Origin of the sequence: Flavobacterium branchiophilum FL-15 (genome assembly GCF_000253275.1) — a bacterium.
Lineage (GTDB): Bacteria > Bacteroidota > Bacteroidia > Flavobacteriales > Flavobacteriaceae > Flavobacterium > Flavobacterium branchiophilum.
The window spans coordinates 2,905,678-2,927,500 of the sequence record NC_016001.1; the positions used below are offsets into that span (position 1 = coordinate 2,905,678).

General features: G+C 34.1%; 19 protein-coding genes (1 of these 19 cut by a window edge). 4 read left to right on the forward strand and 15 right to left on the reverse strand.

All coding sequences use genetic code 11. The features are described 5' to 3' along the window. Positions 1 to 22 precede the first annotated feature (22 nt). On the reverse strand, positions 23 to 1,723 hold the full coding sequence (locus FBFL15_RS12525; protein WP_014084940.1) for a M23 family metallopeptidase: 1,701 nt from the start codon (positions 1,721 to 1,723) through the stop codon (positions 23 to 25). A 323-nt stretch (positions 1,724 to 2,046) separates the two neighbouring features. On the opposite strand from FBFL15_RS12525, the gene FBFL15_RS12530 reads away from it, so the two are divergent. The 4 genes from FBFL15_RS12530 (at position 2,047) to FBFL15_RS12545 (ending at position 5,028) form a co-directional block, all read left to right on the forward strand. Continuing rightward, entirely contained in the window at positions 2,047 to 2,337 is a 291-nt protein-coding gene (locus tag FBFL15_RS12530; protein WP_014084941.1) for a hypothetical protein, read from the forward strand. Positions 2,338 to 2,344: 7 nt separating this feature from the next. Then, the gene (locus FBFL15_RS12535; RefSeq protein WP_014084942.1) at positions 2,345 to 2,647 is read left to right on the forward strand and encodes a cell division protein ZapA; all 303 of its coding nucleotides are present in this window, start codon (positions 2,345 to 2,347) and stop codon (positions 2,645 to 2,647) included. A gap of 201 nt (positions 2,648 to 2,848) precedes the next feature. Continuing rightward, complete coding sequence (gene rny / locus FBFL15_RS12540) at positions 2,849 to 4,411, forward strand: ribonuclease Y (RefSeq protein WP_014084943.1); 1,563 nt, start codon at positions 2,849 to 2,851, stop codon at positions 4,409 to 4,411. A gap of 74 nt (positions 4,412 to 4,485) precedes the next feature. After that, on the forward strand, positions 4,486 to 5,028 hold the full coding sequence (locus FBFL15_RS12545; RefSeq protein ID WP_014084944.1) for a DUF1697 domain-containing protein: 543 nt from the start codon (positions 4,486 to 4,488) through the stop codon (positions 5,026 to 5,028). Between the two features lie 275 nt (positions 5,029 to 5,303). Here FBFL15_RS12545 and FBFL15_RS12550 read toward each other — a convergent pair whose 3' ends face one another. From FBFL15_RS12550 to FBFL15_RS12620, 14 genes are all read right to left on the reverse strand, one after another. Then, the gene (locus FBFL15_RS12550) at positions 5,304 to 7,454 is read right to left on the reverse strand and encodes a S46 family peptidase (RefSeq protein ID WP_014084945.1); all 2,151 of its coding nucleotides are present in this window, start codon (positions 7,452 to 7,454) and stop codon (positions 5,304 to 5,306) included. A gap of 329 nt (positions 7,455 to 7,783) precedes the next feature. Further along, positions 7,784 to 9,253, reverse strand: coding sequence for an aminoacyl-histidine dipeptidase (locus tag FBFL15_RS12555; protein ID WP_014084946.1), 1,470 nt, complete (start codon positions 9,251 to 9,253; stop codon positions 7,784 to 7,786). Positions 9,254 to 9,609: 356 nt separating this feature from the next. Next, positions 9,610 to 11,115, reverse strand: coding sequence for an FMN-binding glutamate synthase family protein (locus FBFL15_RS12560; protein ID WP_014084947.1), 1,506 nt, complete (start codon positions 11,113 to 11,115; stop codon positions 9,610 to 9,612). Between the two features lie 25 nt (positions 11,116 to 11,140). Next, positions 11,141 to 12,121 carry an SDR family oxidoreductase gene (locus FBFL15_RS12565; RefSeq protein ID WP_014084948.1) on the reverse strand — a complete coding sequence of 327 codons (981 nt, stop codon included), beginning with the start codon at positions 12,119 to 12,121 and terminating at the stop codon, positions 11,141 to 11,143. Between the two features lie 140 nt (positions 12,122 to 12,261). Then, positions 12,262 to 13,167, reverse strand: coding sequence for a site-specific tyrosine recombinase XerD (gene xerD, locus FBFL15_RS12570; RefSeq protein ID WP_014084949.1), 906 nt, complete (start codon positions 13,165 to 13,167; stop codon positions 12,262 to 12,264). Positions 13,168 to 13,540: 373 nt separating this feature from the next. Beyond that, complete coding sequence (gene lpxA / locus FBFL15_RS12575; RefSeq protein WP_014084950.1) at positions 13,541 to 14,323, reverse strand: acyl-ACP--UDP-N-acetylglucosamine O-acyltransferase; 783 nt, start codon at positions 14,321 to 14,323, stop codon at positions 13,541 to 13,543. A 7-nt stretch (positions 14,324 to 14,330) separates the two neighbouring features. Next, positions 14,331 to 15,722 (reverse strand): bifunctional UDP-3-O-[3-hydroxymyristoyl] N-acetylglucosamine deacetylase/3-hydroxyacyl-ACP dehydratase, encoded by a 1,392-nt coding sequence (locus FBFL15_RS12580; protein WP_014084951.1) that lies wholly within the window; start codon positions 15,720 to 15,722, stop codon positions 14,331 to 14,333. After that, on the reverse strand, positions 15,719 to 16,750 hold the full coding sequence (lpxD, locus tag FBFL15_RS12585; protein ID WP_014084952.1) for a UDP-3-O-(3-hydroxymyristoyl)glucosamine N-acyltransferase: 1,032 nt from the start codon (positions 16,748 to 16,750) through the stop codon (positions 15,719 to 15,721). Before lpxD ends, FBFL15_RS12580 begins: the two co-directional genes overlap by 4 nt. Positions 16,751 to 16,788: 38 nt before the next feature. After that, on the reverse strand, positions 16,789 to 18,018 hold the full coding sequence (locus tag FBFL15_RS12590; protein WP_014084953.1) for an HD domain-containing protein: 1,230 nt from the start codon (positions 18,016 to 18,018) through the stop codon (positions 16,789 to 16,791). A 164-nt stretch (positions 18,019 to 18,182) separates the two neighbouring features. Beyond that, positions 18,183 to 18,749 carry a L,D-transpeptidase family protein gene (locus FBFL15_RS12595; protein ID WP_014084954.1) on the reverse strand — a complete coding sequence of 189 codons (567 nt, stop codon included), beginning with the start codon at positions 18,747 to 18,749 and terminating at the stop codon, positions 18,183 to 18,185. Between the two features lie 789 nt (positions 18,750 to 19,538). Continuing rightward, positions 19,539 to 20,231 carry a hypothetical protein gene (locus FBFL15_RS12600; RefSeq protein WP_158309104.1) on the reverse strand — a complete coding sequence of 231 codons (693 nt, stop codon included), beginning with the start codon at positions 20,229 to 20,231 and terminating at the stop codon, positions 19,539 to 19,541. Between the two features lie 56 nt (positions 20,232 to 20,287). Then, entirely contained in the window at positions 20,288 to 21,028 is a 741-nt protein-coding gene (locus tag FBFL15_RS16550; protein WP_014084956.1) for a hypothetical protein, read from the reverse strand. Positions 21,029 to 21,418: 390 nt separating this feature from the next. Further along, positions 21,419 to 21,790: a hypothetical protein gene (locus tag FBFL15_RS12615; RefSeq protein ID WP_014084957.1), complete on the reverse strand. Its 372-nt coding sequence runs from the start codon at positions 21,788 to 21,790 to the stop codon at positions 21,419 to 21,421. Further along, positions 21,791 to 21,823, reverse strand: the final stretch of a protein-coding gene (locus FBFL15_RS12620; protein WP_014084958.1) for a hypothetical protein. 198 nt of this gene lie beyond the right edge of the window; the window shows 33 of its 231 coding nt (coding positions 199-231); its start codon lies off the right edge, out of view — the gene reads right to left on this strand; the stop codon is at positions 21,791 to 21,793.

The window sequence follows — 21,823 nt, forward strand, 5'->3', positions numbered from 1 at the left end:
ATTAAATGGCTATTTATTTTATTTATTCGGGCCTAACCTGATATTGGAACGACGTTTCAAAGGTAGTAGAATTTCCAACATAATCTGTAACAATTACTTTTAATTTGTTTTCGCCCTCCTGCAATCGATCGTCAAATTGATACACAATAGATTTATTTTTATATTCATATTCAAATAAAATCCATTGATTATTCAAATACCCATGAAACGTTTTTATACCCGAAAGATTGTCTGAAATGGTCAAAGTGATATTTTTTTGGCGAGCAATATTTTTTCCTTCTATACTTTTGGCAATGCCAATTTTAGGAGCAATGGTATCTTGAGCCAAAACATAAGTGCCTAATTCTCGTGACTTTGCATATAAAACATTGTTTTTCAGTGTTGTTTCTAAGTAGTCTAATTTTCGACCTTCTACTTGTGCAATAAAAACTTTGCTAAGGTCTTTAAATGCTGGATTTTCCAACTTCCATTTGATAGAAAAATATTGGTGCACAGGTGTGTATTTATTATGAAGCGTTAGAGTATCCTTAGATACTTGAAAATTCATATTGAAATTGTCATAAAAAACGCCTTTTGGAAAAGTAACTTCTACCTGATCTTTCTCAAAAATTTGTTCTCTTTTTTGGTTGATAAAATAGGGCGATGGGTCTGGCATTTGATTGTTTTTTACGGGCAAAACGTCAAACATTACCGGGATTTTTACCCTTGTTGTATTTTGATGAATATCAGATATTTCAATGGTGTAAGTCGTGTTTTGTTCGGCATCGTTTGTCGTAATCATCCCGTGATCGCTGTCAGTTTCAATAAGTTTTAAGTCAAAAGGTGTTTTCATAAATAATTTTTGATACCTTTGATTGCTTTTTTGAAGCTTGTTGTAATCCAAAAAGGCGTTAATGTATCTAAATTGATCAAACGTAAAACCGTCAAATTGATAGCTAAAAAGGGGTTTCTCGTTATTTTTTAGCACTACTTTATACACACCATATTTGTTATAACCCGTGCTAAACATGTCATAAGCATTAATAGCAAAACCTAATTTGCCAGAAGCCAACACCTTGTCAGACCAATAGGAACCGTCTTTTTGAAGGGTTAAATTGGCAATTATGGGCATATTAGATTGATTAACAACCGATTTTTCGTCGATAGGGTAAATCAGTACGTTATTTAAAATAGGTTTTTTGTGGTCTTTAATGTATTGATCAAAACCAAATAGCATGGGATTTAGAATTTTTTCGGTAGCGGTTTCTCTAAATTCAAAATGCAAATGAGGGCCACCAGAACCTCCAGTATTGCCAGAAAAAGCAATAGTATCATTTTTTTGAATAGGAAGTTCGTCTGGTTTTAAAAAAAAATCAACTTCATACAATTCTTGCTTGTATTGCATTTTTTTAATTTTTTTTTCAATTTTACCATAGCCTTTACTCAAATGGCCATATACCGTTGTAAACCCGTTGGGATGGGTTACATAAATGGCTTTTCCATAGCCAAAAGTAGCGATTTTGATACGAGATACATACCCTTCGGCTACTGCAAATACGGGTAATCCTTCTCTTTGTTGGGTTTTTATATCAAAACCAGAATGGAAATGATTGTTTCTCAATTCGCCAAAACAACCCGATAATTCTAAAGGAATATTTAATGGTAATCTAAAATAATCTTTAGGATACTGAATTTGGGCAAAACTAGTTACAGCCATAAGGCAAAAAGGGATCAAGTACTTCATTATTTAATTTCGAATTATGATACAATCAATTTATAATTTCTTTATGGAATGAATTCAAACAGCAGTATTATTGTGAATAAACAATAAAAAAGCCCCAAAAGTTTTGAATTTTATAAAATAAAAAATAAATTAATTTTTGAATATTTTTGGTGCTAAAGTAAATAATAATCCAATAAAAAACTAAAAAAATGATGTTTATAACACACTATTTTTCAATTTATTAGAAAATGAAAAAAATATTTTTTTATTTTTTTTAAAAAAAAGTGTTATAATTTGAATAGGAATATTAACTTTGCTAACGATAGTAAAGAATTCTATTCTGAATGAGTAACATATTAAATGTAGTTGAATCTATTGAATTAAAGCTGAATATGCTGATGTCTAAGTTGCACGATTTAGAGCAATCAAACATGGATTTACAACAACAATTAAACGTTTACAAGCTAAGCTTGAATCAAAAGGAACAAGAAATAACCACCTTAAGAGCTAAAAATGATACGCTTCGGATGGCAAATTCTTTACTTGGCAGTAACGAAAATAAAAAAGATACGAAGCTAAAAATAAATTCATTAATACGAGACATTGACTATTGTATAGCTCAATTATCAGATTAAAAAAACAATGAGTAAAGGGCTTAAAATAAAGTTATCAATTGCCGATAGGGTGTATCCGCTAACTGTAGAGGAATCACAAGAGGAAGGTATGCGAAATGCCAGCAAAAAAATTGATAGCATGATTAAGCAATTTGAAGAGAATTATGCCGTTCGAGACAAGCAAGATGTTTTGGCCATGTGTGCCTTACAATTTGCTTCGGTATTAGAACAAAAGCAAATAGATAATTCTGAAGAAAAAACCGAAACTCTTGAAAGATTAACAAAAATAGATGAATTATTAAGCAAATGTCTTCAAAATAACGTTCTTTAACACAGATTAAAAACACTGCCTACATAAGTTTTTATTTGATAAACTCAACACTAACAAATTAGAATGAGCAAATCATCGTTACTATAGTATGCCCGTCTGGAATGGGAAACTTGAACAACGAGTTAGCTCAAAACTTGTCTTTACGAGTTTATACAATACCGCTAATGTAGGCTTTTTTATATATAAATTTTAAATACAAATATGGAATCATTAATAATTATAATTGCAGGAATCGTAGGAATAGCGATAGGTTTTGGGATAGCGAAGTATATGGAAAAAAACAATATTTCGACCTTAATTAAAAATGCTCGAAAAGAGGCAAGTTCAATCCTAAAAGATGCTACCCTAGAGGCCGAAAACATTAAAAAAGATAAAATTCTTCAAGCCAAAGAGAAATTTATTGAACTAAAAGCAGAGCACGAGCAAGTCATATTGGCTCGTGATAAAAAAGTAGCCGAGGTTGAAAAAAGAGTCAGAGACAAAGAATCGCAAGTGTCGAGCGAACTTTCTAAAGCCAAAAAAGTCAATGACGAGTTTGAAAATAAAACCAAAGAATACCAAGCCAAAATTGATGCTTTGGAAAAAAAGCAAACCGAAATAGACAAAATGCACAAAAGCCAAGTTACACAATTGGAAGTCATATCGGGACTTTCGGCAGATGAGGCAAAAAAACAATTGGTGGATAGCTTGAAAAACGATGCCAAGGCACAAGCCATGTCGTTTATTCAAGATACTATTGAGGAGGCAAAATTGACCGCCCAACAAGAAGCTAAAAAAATCATTATCAACACCATACAACGAGTAGGAACTGAAGAGGCTGTAGAAAATTGTGTCTCTGTTTTCAATATTGAGTCAGACGATGTAAAAGGCCGCATTATTGGTAGAGAAGGTAGAAATATTAGAGCTATTGAAGCCGCAACAGGTGTCGAAATCATTGTTGATGATACTCCAGAGGCTATCATTTTGTCTTGTTTTGATCCTGTCCGTAGAGAAATTGCCCGCTTGGCATTGCACAAATTGGTAACAGATGGTCGTATTCACCCAGCCAGAATTGAAGAGGTTGTAGCCAAAACTACCAAACAAATAGACGACGAAATTATTGAAACCGGTAAACGCACCGTGGTAGAACTGGGCATACACGGTTTACACCCTGAATTGATCAAAGTAATAGGTAGAATGAAATACCGTTCGTCTTATGGTCAAAATTTATTGCAACACTCTCGAGAAGTGTCCAAATTGTGTGGTATCATGGCAGCAGAATTGGGGCTGAATGTCAAATTGGCAAAACGTGCTGGTTTGCTGCACGATATTGGTAAAGTACCTGAAACAGAAAGCGATTTACCACATGCACTATTAGGTATGCAATGGGCCGAAAAATATGGCGAAAAAGAAGAAGTTTGCAATGCTATTGGGGCTCATCATGATGAAATTGAAATGAAATCTTTGCTGTCGCCAATTGTACAAGTTTGCGATGCTATTTCTGGAGCTAGACCAGGTGCCAGAAGACAAGTATTGGATTCCTATATCCAACGTTTGAAAGATTTAGAAGAAGTGGCTTATGGTTTTGGCGGTGTCAAAAATGCTTATGCCATTCAAGCAGGTAGAGAGTTGCGGGTTATTGTTGAAAGCGAAAAAGTTTCAGACGAAAATGCAGCCTCGTTGTCATTTGATATTTCGCAAAAAATTCAAACAGAAATGACTTATCCAGGACAAGTAAAAGTTACAGTAATTAGAGAAACTCGTGCTGTAAATATTGCTAAATAAAATAAGAAACAAACATTATATCAACGCAGTACTCACATGATGTGCTGCGTTTTTTTTATACGAAGATATTAAATATGAGACATTTAGCATTACTTAGAGGCATCAATGTGTCTGGACACAACCTTATAAAAATGGAGCAACTCAAAAACATTTTAGAAACGGCTGGTTTTCAAAATGTTGAAACATATATTCAGTCGGGCAATGTGTTTTTGAGTAGTCCAGAAACCCATTTGCCGGGTATTGGTTTTGCTATTAATCAACTAATTTTCAAACAATTAGGGCTAGATGTGCCTGTTGTTATGCTGTCTAAAACCGATTTGGAAAAAGCCATTTCTCAAAATCCTTTTTTAAAAGACCCACAAGTAGATACTAAAAAATGCTATGTGGCTTTTTTATCTAAAAATTTAGGAGTAAATGCTATTAATGATTTAAAAATCAGTCAGTTCAAGCCAGACGAAGCAATTGTACATGACAATATGATTTATATCAAATACCATATTGGGGCTGGAAAAACCAAATTGGACCAAAAATATATTGAAAAAAAATTGAATGTAACGGCAACCATCCGCAATTGGAATACAGTATCAAAACTATTAGAATTATATCATAACAAGTAGTTAATCCTTCCTAGACTTCCAAAAAAATAAAGACTAACATAGTAATACCAAATATACATATAAAATAGTCCAATCTATTGGTTCTTTTTTGCTAAAATTATTCAAAAAAAATAGTTCCGTAGCCCAGCTATGCAACGATTTTTTTTGAAAATTTTTTCTAAAAAATAACTACGCATCTTTGGACTATTTTATAAATATATTTGGTATTATTTTTTTGAAATAAAAAAAAGCTACACTTTTATCAAAATGTAGCTTTTTTATTATACTTTAAAAAATTATTTTACTAAAGTCATTTCATCAACAATGTGTTTGGCATTTGAAAAATTTTCGATAACCCACAACACATATCTAATATCAACATTAATTGTTCGTTGTAATTTTTTATCAAAAATTACGTCGCCAGCCATGGCTTCAATGTTGCCATCAAAAGCAAGTCCTATCAATTCACCTTTGCCATTTAATACTGGCGAACCTGAATTTCCTCCTGTTATATCATTGTCTGTCAAGAAATTAACGTGCATCGTACCATCTTTGTCCACATAGCGTCCAAATGATTTGGTTTGATTCATTTGCAATAATTTTTCTGGTAAATCAAATTCCTCATCGCCTTTTTTGTATTTCTTCACCATACCATCAAAAGTAGTATAGTTATTTACTTTGGCATCATTGCGTGCATCCTTTGGCAACGCACGTACTTTTCCGTAAGTCAATCGCAAGGTTGAATTGGCATCAGGATATTTGATATTTCCCATTTTTGAAACCCTCAAACCTTCAACCAACAATCGGTATGAAGCTCCAAAATCATTTTGAGCTCGAGCTATTTCGTCTGATTTTGACATAAAATGGGTAAGTAAATCGTTTGATAGTGTATAAATTGGGTCGTTTGTCAATTGTTCCATAGACGGATTTTCTAAAAAACTTTTGATTTTGTCTAACGAAGAAAATACGGTTTCATCGATGGCTTTATTTGCAAAATCCGTAAAATCGTTTTGATTTTCTAAACTCCATTTGGCAACCATAGGAGCTACTTTATAACCCGTTGATTTAGAATTATATAAGTTTAATTGTGCTGCCAAAATAGCTTTTTCTGCAGGAAGGTGTATGTCTTTTAAAAAACCTGAAACTGTTTCAACAATTTCTGGCGCCATGCTGCTTCTTTTACTTGCATCTGCTTTTACATATTGTTCTAATTGTTTGCCCATAGTTCGTCCAATTGCTCCAAAGGCAGACGTTCTAAATAATTGTTGCAAATAATTATCATGTCTGGATTTTTCGTTTGTCAATGCGTAAAATTTATTAATATTGCTTACAACATTGCCATATTTCGCCTTGTTTTCAGGTTTATTGGCCCATTCATCAAACTTTCTTTCTTGCTCTGCTTTAGATTTTGCCGTTTCAAATTTTGTCAAAGCATCAATCATTCCTTGTCTATTTTTCCAATAATTGGCCGTAGAAGCATATTTTGATGCGTATAACAATCGAAGGGCATCACTTTGATCCATAAATTTTTTCATGTTGTCCATGCCTGTTTTAGCACCTTCAACCCATGCTGGATATGCAAATTTGACATTTTGTTCTATTCCTCCCGCTGGCATCCATCTGTTGGTACGACCAGGATAACCCAAAATCATAGCAAAATCTCCTTCCTTTACACCTTTCAAGTTGATAGGTAAATAATGTTTGGGTTGCAATGGTACGTTGTTTTCAGAGTATTCAGCAGGATTTCCATTTTGATCTGCATATACTCTAAACATTGAAAAATCTGCCGTATGGCGTGGCCACTCCCAATTGTCGGTATCTCCTCCAAATTTTCCTAAACTTTCTGGCGGTACTCCCACTAGACGAACGTCTTTGTAATCTTGATAAACAAAATAATAATATTCATTGCCTTGAAAAAATGATCGTACCGAAACGGTATATTTGCCGCCCTCGTTATTTTCTTTTTCTATCATTGCAATTTCTTTATTTACGGCTGCTTCTCGTTCCAATTCGGTCATTTTATCATTTACTTTCGACAAAATTCTTTTTGAAACATCGTCCATTCGTACAAAAAATCGAACATACAAACTCGAAGGTTTCATCTCCGCTTTCTTGTTTGGCGCCCAATAGCCGTCTTTCAAATAATTCTTATCGGCCGTAGATAACTCGGCCACTGCATCATAACCACAATGATGATTGGTAAGTACCAAACCATCTTTTGAAATCATTTCGGCAGTACAACCGCCATTAAATTGAACAATAGCATCTTTCAAACTATGATGGTTGATGCTATAAATTTCTTCGGCTGTCAATTGTAAACCCATTTTTTGCATGTCTCTATGATTCAGACGTTCGATAAACATCAAAAACCACATGCCTTCGTCGGCTTTCATACTTGTTGGTACTAACATTAGTAGTCCAAGTAGTGGAAAAATAATTTTTCTCATGTGTTATAAATTTAAGTTCAAAATATTAATTTGACTAGTATTATTGTTTTTAATAGGTTAATTCTAGTTGATTGTAGCATTTTGCGTTAGGGATAGTAGTGGAAATCCTTTTTTGAGGCTTTTTCTGCCTCAAAAAAGATTGCAACGGATAGCCCGACCCTTGGGGAACGCCCAAAAAACGCTAATGTTAATTTGCTTTTTATTTAGAATTTGGCCTTACAATATAACACAACATGTCATATTGTTAAAATAACACTAAATCGTTTGCGAATATACTATAATTTTTAAAAAGTTCAATTAAAAAAGGTGTTTATAAAGCGTTTTTATCATTATTCATTTTTAAGAGGGATGTTTGCTAATATTGCTACTAAAAAGGTCCAAAATTTTTGTGCCGAACTTATTGAGGCTCTTTCATCTGGACTATGTGCTCCGTGTATTGTTGGGCCAAACGAAATCATGTCCATAGTAGGATAATGTGTACCTAAAATCCCACACTCCAATCCTGCATGACAAGCAACAACTTTGGGCTTTTGCTGGTTTTGTTGCTCATAAAGCTGCACTAACAAATCTAATATAGGCGAGTTCACGTTGGGTGTCCAACCAGGATAACTGCCAGTTAAGGTTACTTCGCATCCTATCAATTCAAATGCCGATTGCAAGGCATAAGCCAAATCCATTTTGGAGCTTTCGACAGAAGATCGACATAAATTTTGAATCGAAATATGGCCATTTTCAACAGATACCCGAGCAATATTATTGGACGTTTCTACCAAGTTTTCCATATCGGCACTCATGCGATAAACACCATTGTGAGCCGCATAAATAGCTCGAAGCAAGCCCTCTTGTACACTCAAATCCATAACTTTTTCAGGAAGTGCAGAGGGGGTTATTGCAATATCCAAAAATGGTTCGGTGGTTTGAAACTCTTTTTTAATAGCATTAATTTTACTTTGCATATCAAATACAAAAGTGTCTTCAAACATTGATGCTATAATCAAATGTGCCACACTTTCTCTTGGAATGGCATTCCGAAGACTACCGCCATTAATAGAGGCAATTTGTAATCCAAATGATTCAAATCCATGATGTAAAAGTCGGTTCATTATTTTATTGGCATTGCCCAATCCTTTATCTATATCCATTCCAGAATGACCTCCTTTTAGTCCTTTTACAATTAGGGTATAGCCTTTTGAAGTTGCTTGATCTACCGTTTCTTCAACATAGGTTCTTGTTGCCGTAACATCTATGCCACCAGCACAACCAATGTCTAATTCATCATCCTCTTCCGTGTCCAAGTTCAACAAGATTTCCCCTTGCAAAACACCTCCTTTAAGGTTCAAAGCCCCCGTCATACCTGTTTCTTCATCAATGGTAAACAAGGCTTCAATGGCAGGATGTGCCAGTGTAGTACTTTCTAAAACGGCCATAATTGCAGCCACTCCTAGCCCATTATCGGCACCAAGTGTTGTTCCTTTTGCTCGAACCCAGTCGTCGGCTACAAACATTTCAATGCCTTGAGTGTCAAAATCAAATAAGGTGTCGTTATTTTTTTGATGTACCATGTCCAAATGTCCTTGAAGCACAATCGGTTTTCGGTTTTCCATGCCTTTTGTGGCAGGTTTTCTGATGATAACGTTTCTAATATCGTCTTCAAAAGTTTCTAGTCCTAGTTGCAAACCAAAATTTTTCATAAAGGCAATCACCTTTTCTTCTCGTTTGGATGGGCGTGGTACCGCATTCAAATCGGCAAATTTGTTCCACAAAACCTTCGGTTCGAGGTTTCTAACGTCTTCATTCATTACAATATGCTTTTTGAGTTTATATGCTACAAATTTATAAATAATGTTTGAAGTTTTGGTGTTTCTGTTTTTATTTTGACTATTTCCTTCATTTCGATTTATAGATAGCGGCTGTATTATTTTTGAAATCTTTCCTATACATGATAATACGATTATAGCTACAAAATTTTTTATTGAATGTTAAATAAAATATTCCCACATGATCATCGCTTCATTTTATGTAATCATTACAAAAAACAGCGAGGCTTTTTTTTAACCACAAATATTATTTTTATTAATCAATTCTGATGTTTTATTTACTGAAAAAATAATTTATTCTGACAGAAAAAACTTTAATTTTTTTTGAAGCTAAAAAACTAAAGCACTACGTTTTTTAGATTGTCTGGAAAATATTGGTTAGACAAGGTTAAAAATTCATCGCCTTTCATAAAAATACTGCTATCTACTTCTGTATAATTGGTTTTGCCGGCCGCTGCCAATAGTTCGTTTGCGGCATGTAAGGTGTTTTTATGAAAATGGTAAACTCTTTCGGATTTGTCTGCCACTACTAAGCCTTTCATAAGCATCTTGTTTTGTGTGGCAACGCCCGTAGGGCACTCGTTATTGTTGCACCGAAGGGCTTGAATACAACCTAGCGAAAACATGAATCCTCTTGCACTATTGCACATGTCGGCACCAAGGGCAATGGCCCGCAACAAGGCATATCCTGATATGATTTTGCCACTGCATATCATTTTGATGTGTTGTCTGATATTATATTTTAGCAGGGTTTTGTTTACAAATATCAATGCGGGTTCTAGTGGCATTCCTACACCGTCTGCAAATTCGAGGGGTGCTGCTCCTGTGCCTCCTTCGGCACCGTCGATGGTGATAAAATCAGGGTAACAGTCTAAGGCTGTCATTTCTTGGCACAGTTTTTCAAACTCGGCAGTGTCGCCTATACATAACTTAAAACCAATGGGTTTACCTTCGGATAGTTGTCTTAATTGTGCAATAAATAAAACCAGTCCTCGAGCATCGGTAAATGCAGTGTGGCTTGGTGGCGATAGTATGGTTGTGTGGGGTTTTACACCTCTAATTTTGGCAATTTGTTCGGTGTTTTTAGATGCTGGCAATACCCCGCCATGTCCTGGTTTGGCTCCTTGCGATAGTTTGATTTCTATCATTTTTACGTTGGGCAACAGGGCTTTTTCTTTAAATTTGTTGCCATCAAATTGTCCGTCTTCGGTTCTACATCCAAAATATCCAGTTCCAATTTGCCATGTAATATCGCCCCCTTGAAGGTGAAATTCGGTAAGGCCTCCTTCGCCAGTATTGTGGTAAAAGCCGCCTTTTTGGGCACCAATGTTTAATGATTTTATAGCATTTTCGCTCAACGACCCAAAACTCATGGCCGAAATATTGAGCAAAGAGGCATGGTATTTTTGTTTACAATCTTTGCCCCCTACCCATGTTCGAGGCAAGTCTTCTTGCACCGTTTTTGGAAACATCGAATGTTTGATGCCTTCATAATCGGCATTGTTTAGTTCTAATTGTGTTCCAAAAGGCGTTGTAGCATCTATGTTTTTGGCACGCTGATATACTAAAGACCGTTGGTTTCTAGAAAATGGTTTGCCATCGGTAGTTCTTTCTATAAAATATTGCTGAATTTCGGGCGCTATCATTTCAAATAAATACCTGAAATAACCCAATACAGGAAAATTTCTTAAAATGGCATGCTTGGTTTGTATGGCATTATAGAGTCCTATTATCAATAATAATCCTATGAAAATGGATATTCCATAAGCAGTTTCAAAATAGTAATTTACAATTAAAACTACCAAAAAAAGTAATGTTCCGTAAGCAAAAAATTGGTTTCTCATGATAAAAAATCAATATAATAAAGGGTTATTTTAAATGTTGCCAATACCAATCGACGGCTTCTGTTAGTCCTTTTTCGAGGTTATGCGTTGGCTCATATCCTAAAAGGGTTTTGGCTTTGTCGATAGAGGCTAATGAATGTGGAATGTCGCCTTGCCTGTTTGGCCCGTGAATTATGGGAATTTGATTAATTTCAGGGTCATATTTTGATAAACATATTTTTAAATGAGCAATTAATTCTAATAAATTAGATCGTTCGCCCACTGCGGTATTAAAAACCTGACCAATAGCGTTAGGGTTTTGGGTTAAAGCTGCTAAATGGTTCATTTGTATAACGTTTGCAATATAAGTAAAATCACGGGAGTTTAATCCGTCGCCATTGATTTTTGGCGATTGATGGTCCATTAATAACTTCGTAAAAGTGGGTATTACAGCAGCATACACCCCATCTGGCGATTGCTTGGGACCAAATACGTTAAAGTAACGCAAACCAATTGTTTCTAATCCATAATTAAGTCCAAACACATGGGCATACAATTCATTAACATATTTACTTACAGCATAAGGCGAAAGCGGATTGCCAATGATGGCTTCTGTTTTTGGCAAATGTTCAGAATCGCCATAGGTCGAAGAGCTTGCTGCATAAATAAATCTTTTGACTTGGGCATCTTTTGCAGCTAAAATCATGTTCAAAAAGCCACTCACATTGACTTCATTGGTTAGCCGAGGATTGTCCAATGAACGGGGAATAGACCCAAGCGCTGCTTGATGAAAAACATAATCGATGTTTTGTACAGCCTCCTGACAAGTTTCAAACGATCGAATATCGCCTTCGATAAATGTAAAGTTGGGATGGTTTAAATAAGGTTCTATGTTTTGAAATTTGCCCGTAGATAAATTGTCCAAACACCAAACCTTGTTCTGGTGATTTAAAAAATCTGCTACTAAATTTGAGCCAATAAATCCAGCACCTCCAGTAACTAAAATGTTGTAATTTTGCAATTTCATGATTCAAAAAAAATAATTAGGTATATAAGTATAAATTTAGGGTTTTGTAAAATAATTCATTTTTTATTGTGTTTTGAAAACCTCAAAACCTAGTTTAAAAAAGGTTATTTTAAAAAAAGAGTAAATATACAAAATAATCTTTAAAGTGTCTGTTTTCTGGGATGAAATTCAAGTAACGTTTTGGCAAGATGCGATCGGTCTAAATGTACATAAATTTCGGTTGTAGTAATAGATTCGTGTCCGAGCATGAGTTGAATAGACCTTAAATCGGCTCCGTTTTCTAATAAATGGGTAGCAAACGAATGTCGAAACGTGTGGGGACTGATGTTTTTTTGTAGATTTATAGACACAGCTAATTGTTTGATAATCGTAAATACCATTGCACGTGTGAGCTGTTTGCCCCGCCGATTTAAAAATAAAATATCTTCAAAACCTTTTTGAATGTGAATTTTGTTTCTGATTTGGCTAATATAAAGGCTAAGATAATTTTTGGTTTGCTCGCTAATAGGAACAAAACGGTGCTTGTTGCCTTTGCCCAACACTTGTATAAAATCTTCTTCAAAATACAAATCAGACAATTTTAGAGTAACCAATTCCGAAACCCGCAAACCACAAGCATAAAGTGTTTCGAGCATGGCCCTGTTCCTTTCGCCCTCGGGCATACTCAAATCGATAGCATGTATCAAAAGGTCTATTTCTGTTACACTAAGGGTGTCTGGTAATTTTCGGCCTGTTTTGGGGGTTTCTATCAACTCGATAGGGTTGTCTTTTCGATAATCTTCAAAAATTAAATACAAAAAAAAATGCTTCAATCCAGATATAATTCTGGCTTGTGATCGAGGCATTATGGTGCTAGAAATGGTGTAAATAAAACCCTGAAGTGTCTCTTTTGATATATTTATTGGGTTTTCTTTGATTTGATTTTGTTCCAAATAAGCAACTAATTTTGCGATATCAAAAGTATAATTTTCGACTGTATTAACAGACAAAGCCCTTTCTATTTTCAAATAAGATTGAAAATCTTTTATTGCCGTTTTCCAATTCATTTTTCAAATCTCATTAACTTATTTTAGGTAGTATGGGCCAAATTCAATATAAAATCAACCCATCAATAGCAACATTTTTTGGGCGTTCCCCAAGGGTCGGGCTAACCGTTTCAAACAACTTTCATTGAACTACAAAAGAAATATAATATTGCAAAATAATCTTTTTTGATTACCGCATTCAGAAACGATATTCGTGCAATACCCCCCCCTTTTTTTTGGGGGCTGGGGGCCTCAAAAAAGGATTTCCACTGCTATCCCAAACGCAACAAACTGCAATTAAGGTGTATTGGATATCAATAACAACAGCTGTATGAAAAAACGAACCAAACTTTATTTGATTACAAATTCAGAAGCAAAGTTTTATTGTATCAAATTATACACCCGTATATCCTTTCATCACACCTCTGGACGAATTTCTAATAAAGTCAATAATTTCGTCTCTTTCTGGAGTGGCTTCCATTTCGGCTTCAATAATGCCTAGAGCTTGTGTGGTATTGTAATTTTTTTGGTATAAAATTCTATAAATTTCCTGAATTTCTCTGATTTTTTCCGTAGTAAAACCACGTCTTCTCAAACCAACTGAATTAATCCCTACGTAGGACAAAGGTTCTTTGGCGGCTTTTGTAAACGGAGGCACATCTTTTCTAACTAACGACCCACCCGAAATCATGGCATGATCGCCAATATGAATAAACTGATGCACAGCAGCCAAACCACCAATAATAGCATACTTGCCAACAATAACATGACCCGCAAGCGCTACCCCATTTACAACAATCGCATTGTCGCCAATATGACAGTCATGGGCAATATGTGCCGTGGCCATAATCAAACAGTTGTTGCCAATTACGGTTTGACCAGATGCAATAGTCCCTCTATTGATGGTTACACATTCTCTAATTGTTGTATTATCGCCAATAATGGCAAGAGATTCTTCTCCACCAAATTTCAAATCTTGAGGAATTGCCGAAATAACAGCTCCTGGAAAAATATTACAATTTTTGCCAATTCGAGCCCCTTCCATAATGGTTACATTGGAGCCAATCCATGTTCCGTCGCCAATAACTACATTGTTATGGATGGTTGTAAAAGGTTCAATCACTACATTTTTGGCAATCTTGGCCCCTGGATGTACGTAAGCTAATGGTTGATTCATAATATCATTATTGTTTTCTTGCAATTTGTGCCATCAATTCGGCTTCTGTTACGAGTTTGCCATTGGCATAAGCTTTGGCAGACATGTGGCATATCCCTCGTCTGATTGGAGTAATCAAATCGCATTTGAATATTAAAGTATCTCCTGGAAGTACTTTATTTTTGAATTTGACGTTGTCTATTTTCATAAAAAACGTCAGATAATTTTCAGGGTCTGGAACAGTGCTCAATACCAAAATACCTCCTGTTTGTGCCATAGCTTCTACAATGATAACTCCTGGCATTACAGGAGCTTCTGGAAAATGACCCACAAAAAAACTTTCGTTCATGGTAACGTTTTTCATCCCAACCACGTGTTTGTCAGACATTTCAATGATTCTATCTACAAATAAAAAGGGGGGGCGATGAGGTAAAATACTCATAATTTTATGAATATCCATCAATGGTTCTTGGTTCAAATCATAAACAGGCACTTGACTACGTTGTTCGATTTTGATGATTTTCGATATTTTTTTGGCAAACTGTGTGTTTACAAAATGCCCTGGTTTGTTTGCAATCACTTTACCTTTTATACGACACCCAATTAAGGACAAATCACCAATAACATCTAACAGTTTGTGTCGGGCTGCTTCGTTGGGGTAATGCAAAGTTAAATTATCTAAAATGCCATTGGGTTTTACAGAAATTTGATCTTTTCCAAAAGCTTTTTTCAAATTGCTCATGGTTTTTTCAGATATTTCTTTATCTACATAAACTATTGCATTATTCAAATCGCCTCCTTTGATAAGTCCTTCGTCCAATAAATATTCGAGTTCGTGTAAAAAACTAAAAGTTCTGGAATTGGCAATTTCGGTTTTAAAATCGGCAATGTTTTTTAGGGTTGCATTTTGAGTACCTAATACTTTTGTGCCAAAATCTACCATTGTAGTTATTTGGTAGTCGTCTGCTGGCATAACCAATATTTCACTTCCAGTTGCTTCATCTAAATATGAAATAACTTCTTTTACAACATAATAATGTCGCTCTGCACATTGCTCTTCTATGCCCACTTGTTCTAATGCTTCCACAAAATATTTGGAAGAACCATCCATAATTGGCAATTCTGAAGCATTCAATTCGATAATAACGTTGTCCAAATCACAGCCAATTAAAGCCGCCAAAACATGTTCGGGGGTTTGAATTTTTACACCTAATTTTTCAAGATTGGTACCCCTTTGTGTATTGACAACGTAGTTTGCATCTGCTTCAATTACAGGGCTTCCTTCTAAATCTATTCGTATAAATGAAAATCCATTGTGTACTGGGGCTGGTTTGAAAGTCATGGTTACTTCTTTGCCAGTGTGTAATCCAACTCCCGTAAGAGAAATCTCGCTCTTTATCGTTTTTTGATTTACTGTCATTTAGTGATGTTTTTTATTTGTTTTTTTAATTCTTCTAATTCTGCAACTATTTTTGGTAAGTTTTTAAAATGGATATACGATTTAAAATAGTCGTTGTAGCCAAATGTTGGACTGCCTTGCAAAACCTCCCCATCTTTGATATTGCGACCAACCCCCGATTGGGCTTGTATCCGCACATTATTACCAATGGTAAGATGGCCTGCAATGCCTGCCTGACCGCCAATCATGCCGTTTGTGCCTATTTTGGTAGAACCCGCAATGCCTGTTTGTGCCGCTATTACGGTGTTTTCTCCAATCTCAACATTATGGGCAATTTGAATTTGATTGTCTAACTTGACCCCTTTTCGAATGATGGTGGAACCCATTGTAGCTCTATCAATAGTTGTGCAAGCGCCAATATCTACGTTGTCTTCTATAATTACATTGCCAATTTGTGGCACTTTTTTGTAAGTACCGTCTGCCGATGGAGCAAATCCAAATCCATCAGCACCAATTACCGAGCCCGAATGTATGGTGCAATTATTGCCAATAATAGTTTCCGAATAAATCGTAACTCCCGCAAACAAGGTTACATCGTTGCCTATTTGAACATTATCGCCTATAAAACAATTGGGATATATTTTGACATTGTTGCCAATGACTACATTTTGACCCACATAACTAAAGCTTCCTAAATATAAATTAGTGCCATGCTTTGCATTATCTGAAAAAACAGAGGGTTGCTCGATGCCAGACTTGTTGAGTTTGACTTGGTTATAAAACTCTAATAATTTGGTAAAGGAGCCATAAGCATCTTCTACCTTTATCAACGTGGTTTGGGTTTCGTGTTCTGGAACAAAATTTTTATTTACAATAGTTATTGAAGCCTTTGTAGAATATATATAATTCAAATATTTTGGATTGGCCAAAAATGTAAGCGACCCCTCTGTTCCTTCTTCAATTTTGGATAGTTTGAAGACTTCAATTTTTGGATTTCCTACAATTTCCCCTTCTAAAATGCTGGCTATTTGTTCTGCTGTAAATTTCATCGATGCAAAAGTATAAAAAAATGTTTTAAATTGTATTTTTATGTCAATTGTTTGGGGTAGCAAATATAATGTTTTGTTACCGCTTTTGAAATGGTTTTCAAATTTAATTGATCAGATACCGCAACAACGTCTTCAATGGTTTTGTCTTTTTTCAATATCCGAATTGGTTCTGCCAAGGAATTATAGGCCTGATTCACAATTTTGCCACTAAAAATAAAGTATTTTGCATCATGAATACTAATATTTTCTTGACTTGCAAATTGTTCGAGCAACTTTAATTTAATATCGGTTTCTATTTTTTCGGTCGTTAATCTTATTTTTAATAAATCCCGATTGACTATCATTTTACTTAATGAACCTAGCACAAAATCAGGATGAAATTGCCATGATTTTATCGCACTTATAATATCAAAATCATCCAATTGCGAAAATTTTTCTAAAACCAAAGCATCAAAACTTGCCATTGTAACTTTATTTTCCAAAAAATATATCAGTGCTTTACTTCCCTCTAGCAAAATGCCTTTCTGAGTCAGTTCTTTGGCACGTTTGAGTATTTTGGTCAATATTTGTTCGGCTACTAAACTTGTTTTGTGCAAATAGGCTTGCCAATACATAAGCCTTCGAGCCATCAAAAATTTTTCGACAGAGTAAATGCCTTTCTCTTCTATAACCAAAACGTCATCTACAACATTCATCATTTGTATCAAACGCTCAGAATTTACGTTGCCTTCTGCTACGCCCGAATAAAAACTATCTCTTTTAAGATAATCCATCCTGTCCATATCCAACTGACTTGAAATCAGTTGCAACATAAATTTGCGAGGGTATTCGCCTTTAAAAACCTGAATGGCCAAATCCAATTGCCCTTCAAAAATTTGGTTGAGTTCGTTCATAAACAATAGCGAAATAGCTTCGTGGCTAATCGTTTCTACAATACTGTGTTCCATGGCATGCGAAAACGGGCCATGGCCAATATCGTGTAACAAAATAGCAACCAAAAGGGCATTTTCTTCGGCGTCCGATAGCAGAACCCCTTTATATCGAAGCACACTAATGGCTTTTTGCATCAGGTGCATACAGCCAAGGGCATGATGAAAACGGGTATGATGGGCTCCTGGATATACCAAATAGGACAATCCCATTTGCGAAATCCGACGCAGCCGCTGAAAATAGGGATGTTGTATTAAATCATAAACCAATTCATTTGGAATGGTAATAAAACCATAAATCGGGTCGTTTAGAATTTTCAATTTATTGATGGCACTCACTATTGTTACATTTACGGAGCAAATATAATACTTTTATTAATCATAATTTGAGTTTCATGTTGTGTTCTGTTCTAAAAAAAAAGTAACTGTTATGATGATCAAATAACTTGTTCGCTATTAAAATTAGTAAATGATGCTAACATGATTGATGCATCATAAATAATTTAAGGCATTATATCAATTGGAGTACCTATTTTTACGGCATCATAAAGTTCGTCCACTTCTTGATTCGTTAATGCCACACAGCCTAATGTCCAATCAAACCAACGATGGAATTTACCAATCAAACCAAAATGGTTTCGGATGCCATGAATTTTGATAGCACCACCAACAGGCTTTCCAAGATGCTTAGCTTTTTGAATATCTTTTGAATTTGGATACGAAATCCCTAAGTTTTTATGATAACCGCTGTTTGGATTTTTATCAAAAATGGTATAATGCCCTTCAGGAGTTTTAAGGTCGCCTTCATAAGCCTTGGCACCAATGGGCTGTTTGCCTAGCGATACTTTGTATGTTTTGATTAATTTTTCGTTTGAAAAAGCCAACAATTGCCGCTTTGATTTGTAAAGTATCAAATGGTCTATCTGAATATTCTTTGAAATTTTAGGCTCTGGAATTAAATAATAACCCAATAAAACAAATAACAACAACACAAAAAGCGTTTTAAAAGTGTTAAAACGTTTTTGAAAAACAGCAAAAATAGCACCGCATCCATTGATTTTTAAGTTCATCTTTATATAATTTTAAAAAATATTGCTTACAAAAATAAGTATTTTTTTCATAGTTACACAGTATCAGTTTAGGTATATTACAAACATCATTCAAAAGCCAACAATCCATAATATAAAATATCGAAAACAGACGTATGATTATTGCAAACAAACAGCATCTACACTAATTCCAACAAAAATTGCTCGCTAAAATAAACACATAAGTGAAATAATAATTCAATAACCTAACTTTTGCAGTAAAATTCCAAATAAAAAGGGCATTTTGAAAAATATTCATAATACAAAAAAAAAACAGCTTCCCATCGCAAAAGGTAAACCAAAACCACATTACAATGTTCATAATCTAATGTATAGAACCATTAAATCCAAAAAGTACCTAAACCGTTTGCTTCACAACGCGATAACTTTGCATGATCAATACAATTTTACAAAAATTGAAATATCATATCATCAAATCTCCATTCTCTAACCTCAAACCTCTAATTTCTAACCTCTAAATTCTAACCTCTAACCTCTAACTTATTTGAAGCCGCCACTTTTGGCATTTTCACGCAGGGTCAGTTCCCGCCTTACGCTACAATCTTTTTGTTTTTAAAGAAAAAACAAAAAGGATTTCCACTCCAGTCGGGGCTAGATTGCCACATTGGGAAAAGTTACCAAGTGCAAAGATTTTAAAAACCCTATGAGCCTTTGAAAAGCTGATAGGGTTTGAAAAATTATTTAGTTTTAAAACCACAAGTTTTTTGGGTTGTGTTTTTTTATTTTGTGGGTACGAGCGAGACGTTTGCGTTAGTGTGTGGTTGAATTTACATCTCTCAAATTAATTATGTCATTGATAGACTTAAAAGTAAGTTTTATATCTTTATTTCCCTCTATTACATCTTCATTTAAATAAGAAACGAAATCAATCTTACTTCCATTAACGATTAAATACGGATTCCAGGTGGTTTTATCATTTGATAATTTCATTTCCCATTTTCCATCATATTGCGATAATATCATTTCTCCAATTAATGCAATATAGTTTAGAAACTTATCTTTATTGAACTTCTTTACATTATCTATTTTACTTATTTTATTACATAAAACATCTAGATTATGTGATTCATTTTTTTTAAATTCATAGTTTAAAGAACTATATAAATCAACAATCAAATGGTTAGTAAAATTGGGAAATTTATCACCATAAATATTGATGTTTAATAGTATTTCTATACCATTAGAATCATAATCATTAATAACTTTATGTAAATCTTCAATGTTTTTATAAACTGAATGATATCCATCAGAACTTACTAAAATATTTCCTTCGGAAATCTCATAAATAATAATACTAGAATCTTCAATAGTAATTGAATTAAAAAGTCTTTTTAAGTTTTTAGACTCTTTCTCTAAGATGTTTTTATACTCTTGATCTGTTAAATCAATAGTTTTTATTTTAGTCCCGTTATTTATTTGAACTTCATTAAAAATTAAATTCATATTTTCATTTTTATTACAATTTATTAAAAAAAAGAATCTTACAATAAAATATTTTTTCATAACTTATCCCAATTTACTTTTACAGATTGCCCAGATGCTTTTAAAGGAGATGGTATGTTCTCTTCACCTCTATAATCTAGAGCTTGATTCAGAATAGACATATTTGGAGCTACCCTAACATTTGAAGGTTCTAATACATCTTGTTGAACAGTTCTTTGATATAAATTAACATTTTTAGAAGCTGCATATTCAATAATGTTAGAGTCTAAAGTAGTTCCTTCTGGCGTTATAAATACCAAGGTTGCAGCACCATATTCAGAAGCTTTTATATTAGGATTCCATTTACCATTTGCATAACTTCCTTTCATATTACTCAAAACATCTATAAATCCTTTTATCTGTCCTGGATTGTAAGATGGGGAAAAATTAACATTACTTGTAAATTTGGCGTCAACAAAAGTTGCATTAGGAAAAGAAAAAACAATATCATCTTTAGGATTACCTGATGTTGAAAAGAAGTGTTTACCACCATTTCCAACTAAATCAGGTATAACTTTTTTGGTTGAAGTTTTATTAGGTCTAAAACCTTGTGTGTTTTTGTTTTCTCCAAGCGAACGAATAACAGTATCTTCAAATATCCTACCCATCCTAGTTGTATAATTACTAGACGTTACTTTACTTAATCCATTTTTAGATGCGGTTATATGAAAATATCTATTTGTCGTTTCTATAAAATCTCTAAATGTATCTTTTAAAATCCGCCATGGACTCGGAATTCTACCATCAGTATCCACCATATTTACAGGATTCAAATTACAATACCCATAACTTGAAAATGTCTTTTCAACCAATGGATCTACACTCGCCCCATAATAGTAAAGCCCACTTTCCTCATCAAGTTCTTTGCCATTAAACTTATACGGTGAGTTATGTGAGTTTTTATGCTCTTCAATGAACGTTTATCTCACATCGATTTTATTTTTTTATTGGAGTTCGATGAATTTTATTTCCCCAAAGCCAAAGTACTCGCTATGTTGCGAAACTTCTCCCACAAAGTTAGTAATATAATTGGAACTTCCCAAATGGTCGGGGTGAAAAAAGCAAAGCTAGATTTAACTAGCAATTATATTCTCGACATAGCTTGTAGATTACAAATGGTATTATATAATAGCAGGAAGGAATAATAACTAACTATCCTTAAAAAGGATATTTCCATCAACCCTTTTATAATAATAATTAGCTGTAAACCATTCAGTACCATCATATGTCAATTTCATAATAACTACACCATCATAAAGAGGTAAAACTTTGTCTAATTTACCATCAATAATAATCAAATAAGAGATAATATTTCCTTTGTTGAATAAGAATAACGCTAACTCCTCATGTCTCTTAACCATCAGATTTACATCTCTCAAATTAAAATCGTCAATTATATATTCTATATCTTTTTCTGATACATTTATCATTGCAAATGGATAAAACCCATTTGCTTCTTTAATGAATTTTTTCACAAATTCTATTGATTTACTAATTGTTTCTAGAATAAATGGGTTCATTTACTGTTTTTTTTTTGGTTTAATATTGGTTTG

Coding starts and splice junctions, on each gene's coding strand:
- FBFL15_RS12530 (WP_014084941.1), top strand. CDS start 2,047: ATGAGTAACATATTAAATGTAGTTGAATCTATTGAATTAAAGCTGAAT.
- FBFL15_RS12555 (WP_014084946.1), bottom strand. CDS start 9,253: ATGAATGAAGACGTTAGAAACCTCGAACCGAAGGTTTTGTGGAACAAA.
- FBFL15_RS12560 (WP_014084947.1), bottom strand. CDS start 11,115: ATGAGAAACCAATTTTTTGCTTACGGAACATTACTTTTTTTGGTAGTT.
- FBFL15_RS12580 (WP_014084951.1), bottom strand. CDS start 15,722: ATGACAGTAAATCAAAAAACGATAAAGAGCGAGATTTCTCTTACGGGA.
- FBFL15_RS12565 (WP_014084948.1), bottom strand. CDS start 12,121: ATGAAATTGCAAAATTACAACATTTTAGTTACTGGAGGTGCTGGATTT.
- xerD (WP_014084949.1), bottom strand. CDS start 13,167: ATGAATTGGAAAACGGCAATAAAAGATTTTCAATCTTATTTGAAAATA.
- FBFL15_RS12615 (WP_014084957.1), bottom strand. CDS start 21,790: ATGAACCCATTTATTCTAGAAACAATTAGTAAATCAATAGAATTTGTG.
- rny (WP_014084943.1), top strand. CDS start 2,849: ATGGAATCATTAATAATTATAATTGCAGGAATCGTAGGAATAGCGATA.
- FBFL15_RS12550 (WP_014084945.1), bottom strand. CDS start 7,454: ATGAGAAAAATTATTTTTCCACTACTTGGACTACTAATGTTAGTACCA.
- FBFL15_RS12600 (WP_158309104.1), bottom strand. CDS start 20,231: ATGAATTTAATTTTTAATGAAGTTCAAATAAATAACGGGACTAAAATA.
- FBFL15_RS12595 (WP_014084954.1), bottom strand. CDS start 18,749: ATGAACTTAAAAATCAATGGATGCGGTGCTATTTTTGCTGTTTTTCAA.
- FBFL15_RS12535 (WP_014084942.1), top strand. CDS start 2,345: ATGAGTAAAGGGCTTAAAATAAAGTTATCAATTGCCGATAGGGTGTAT.
- FBFL15_RS12545 (WP_014084944.1), top strand. CDS start 4,486: ATGAGACATTTAGCATTACTTAGAGGCATCAATGTGTCTGGACACAAC.
- FBFL15_RS16550 (WP_014084956.1), bottom strand. CDS start 21,028: ATGGTGGATACTGATGGTAGAATTCCGAGTCCATGGCGGATTTTAAAA.
- FBFL15_RS12525 (WP_014084940.1), bottom strand. CDS start 1,723: ATGAAGTACTTGATCCCTTTTTGCCTTATGGCTGTAACTAGTTTTGCC.
- lpxD (WP_014084952.1), bottom strand. CDS start 16,750: ATGAAATTTACAGCAGAACAAATAGCCAGCATTTTAGAAGGGGAAATT.
- lpxA (WP_014084950.1), bottom strand. CDS start 14,323: ATGAATCAACCATTAGCTTACGTACATCCAGGGGCCAAGATTGCCAAA.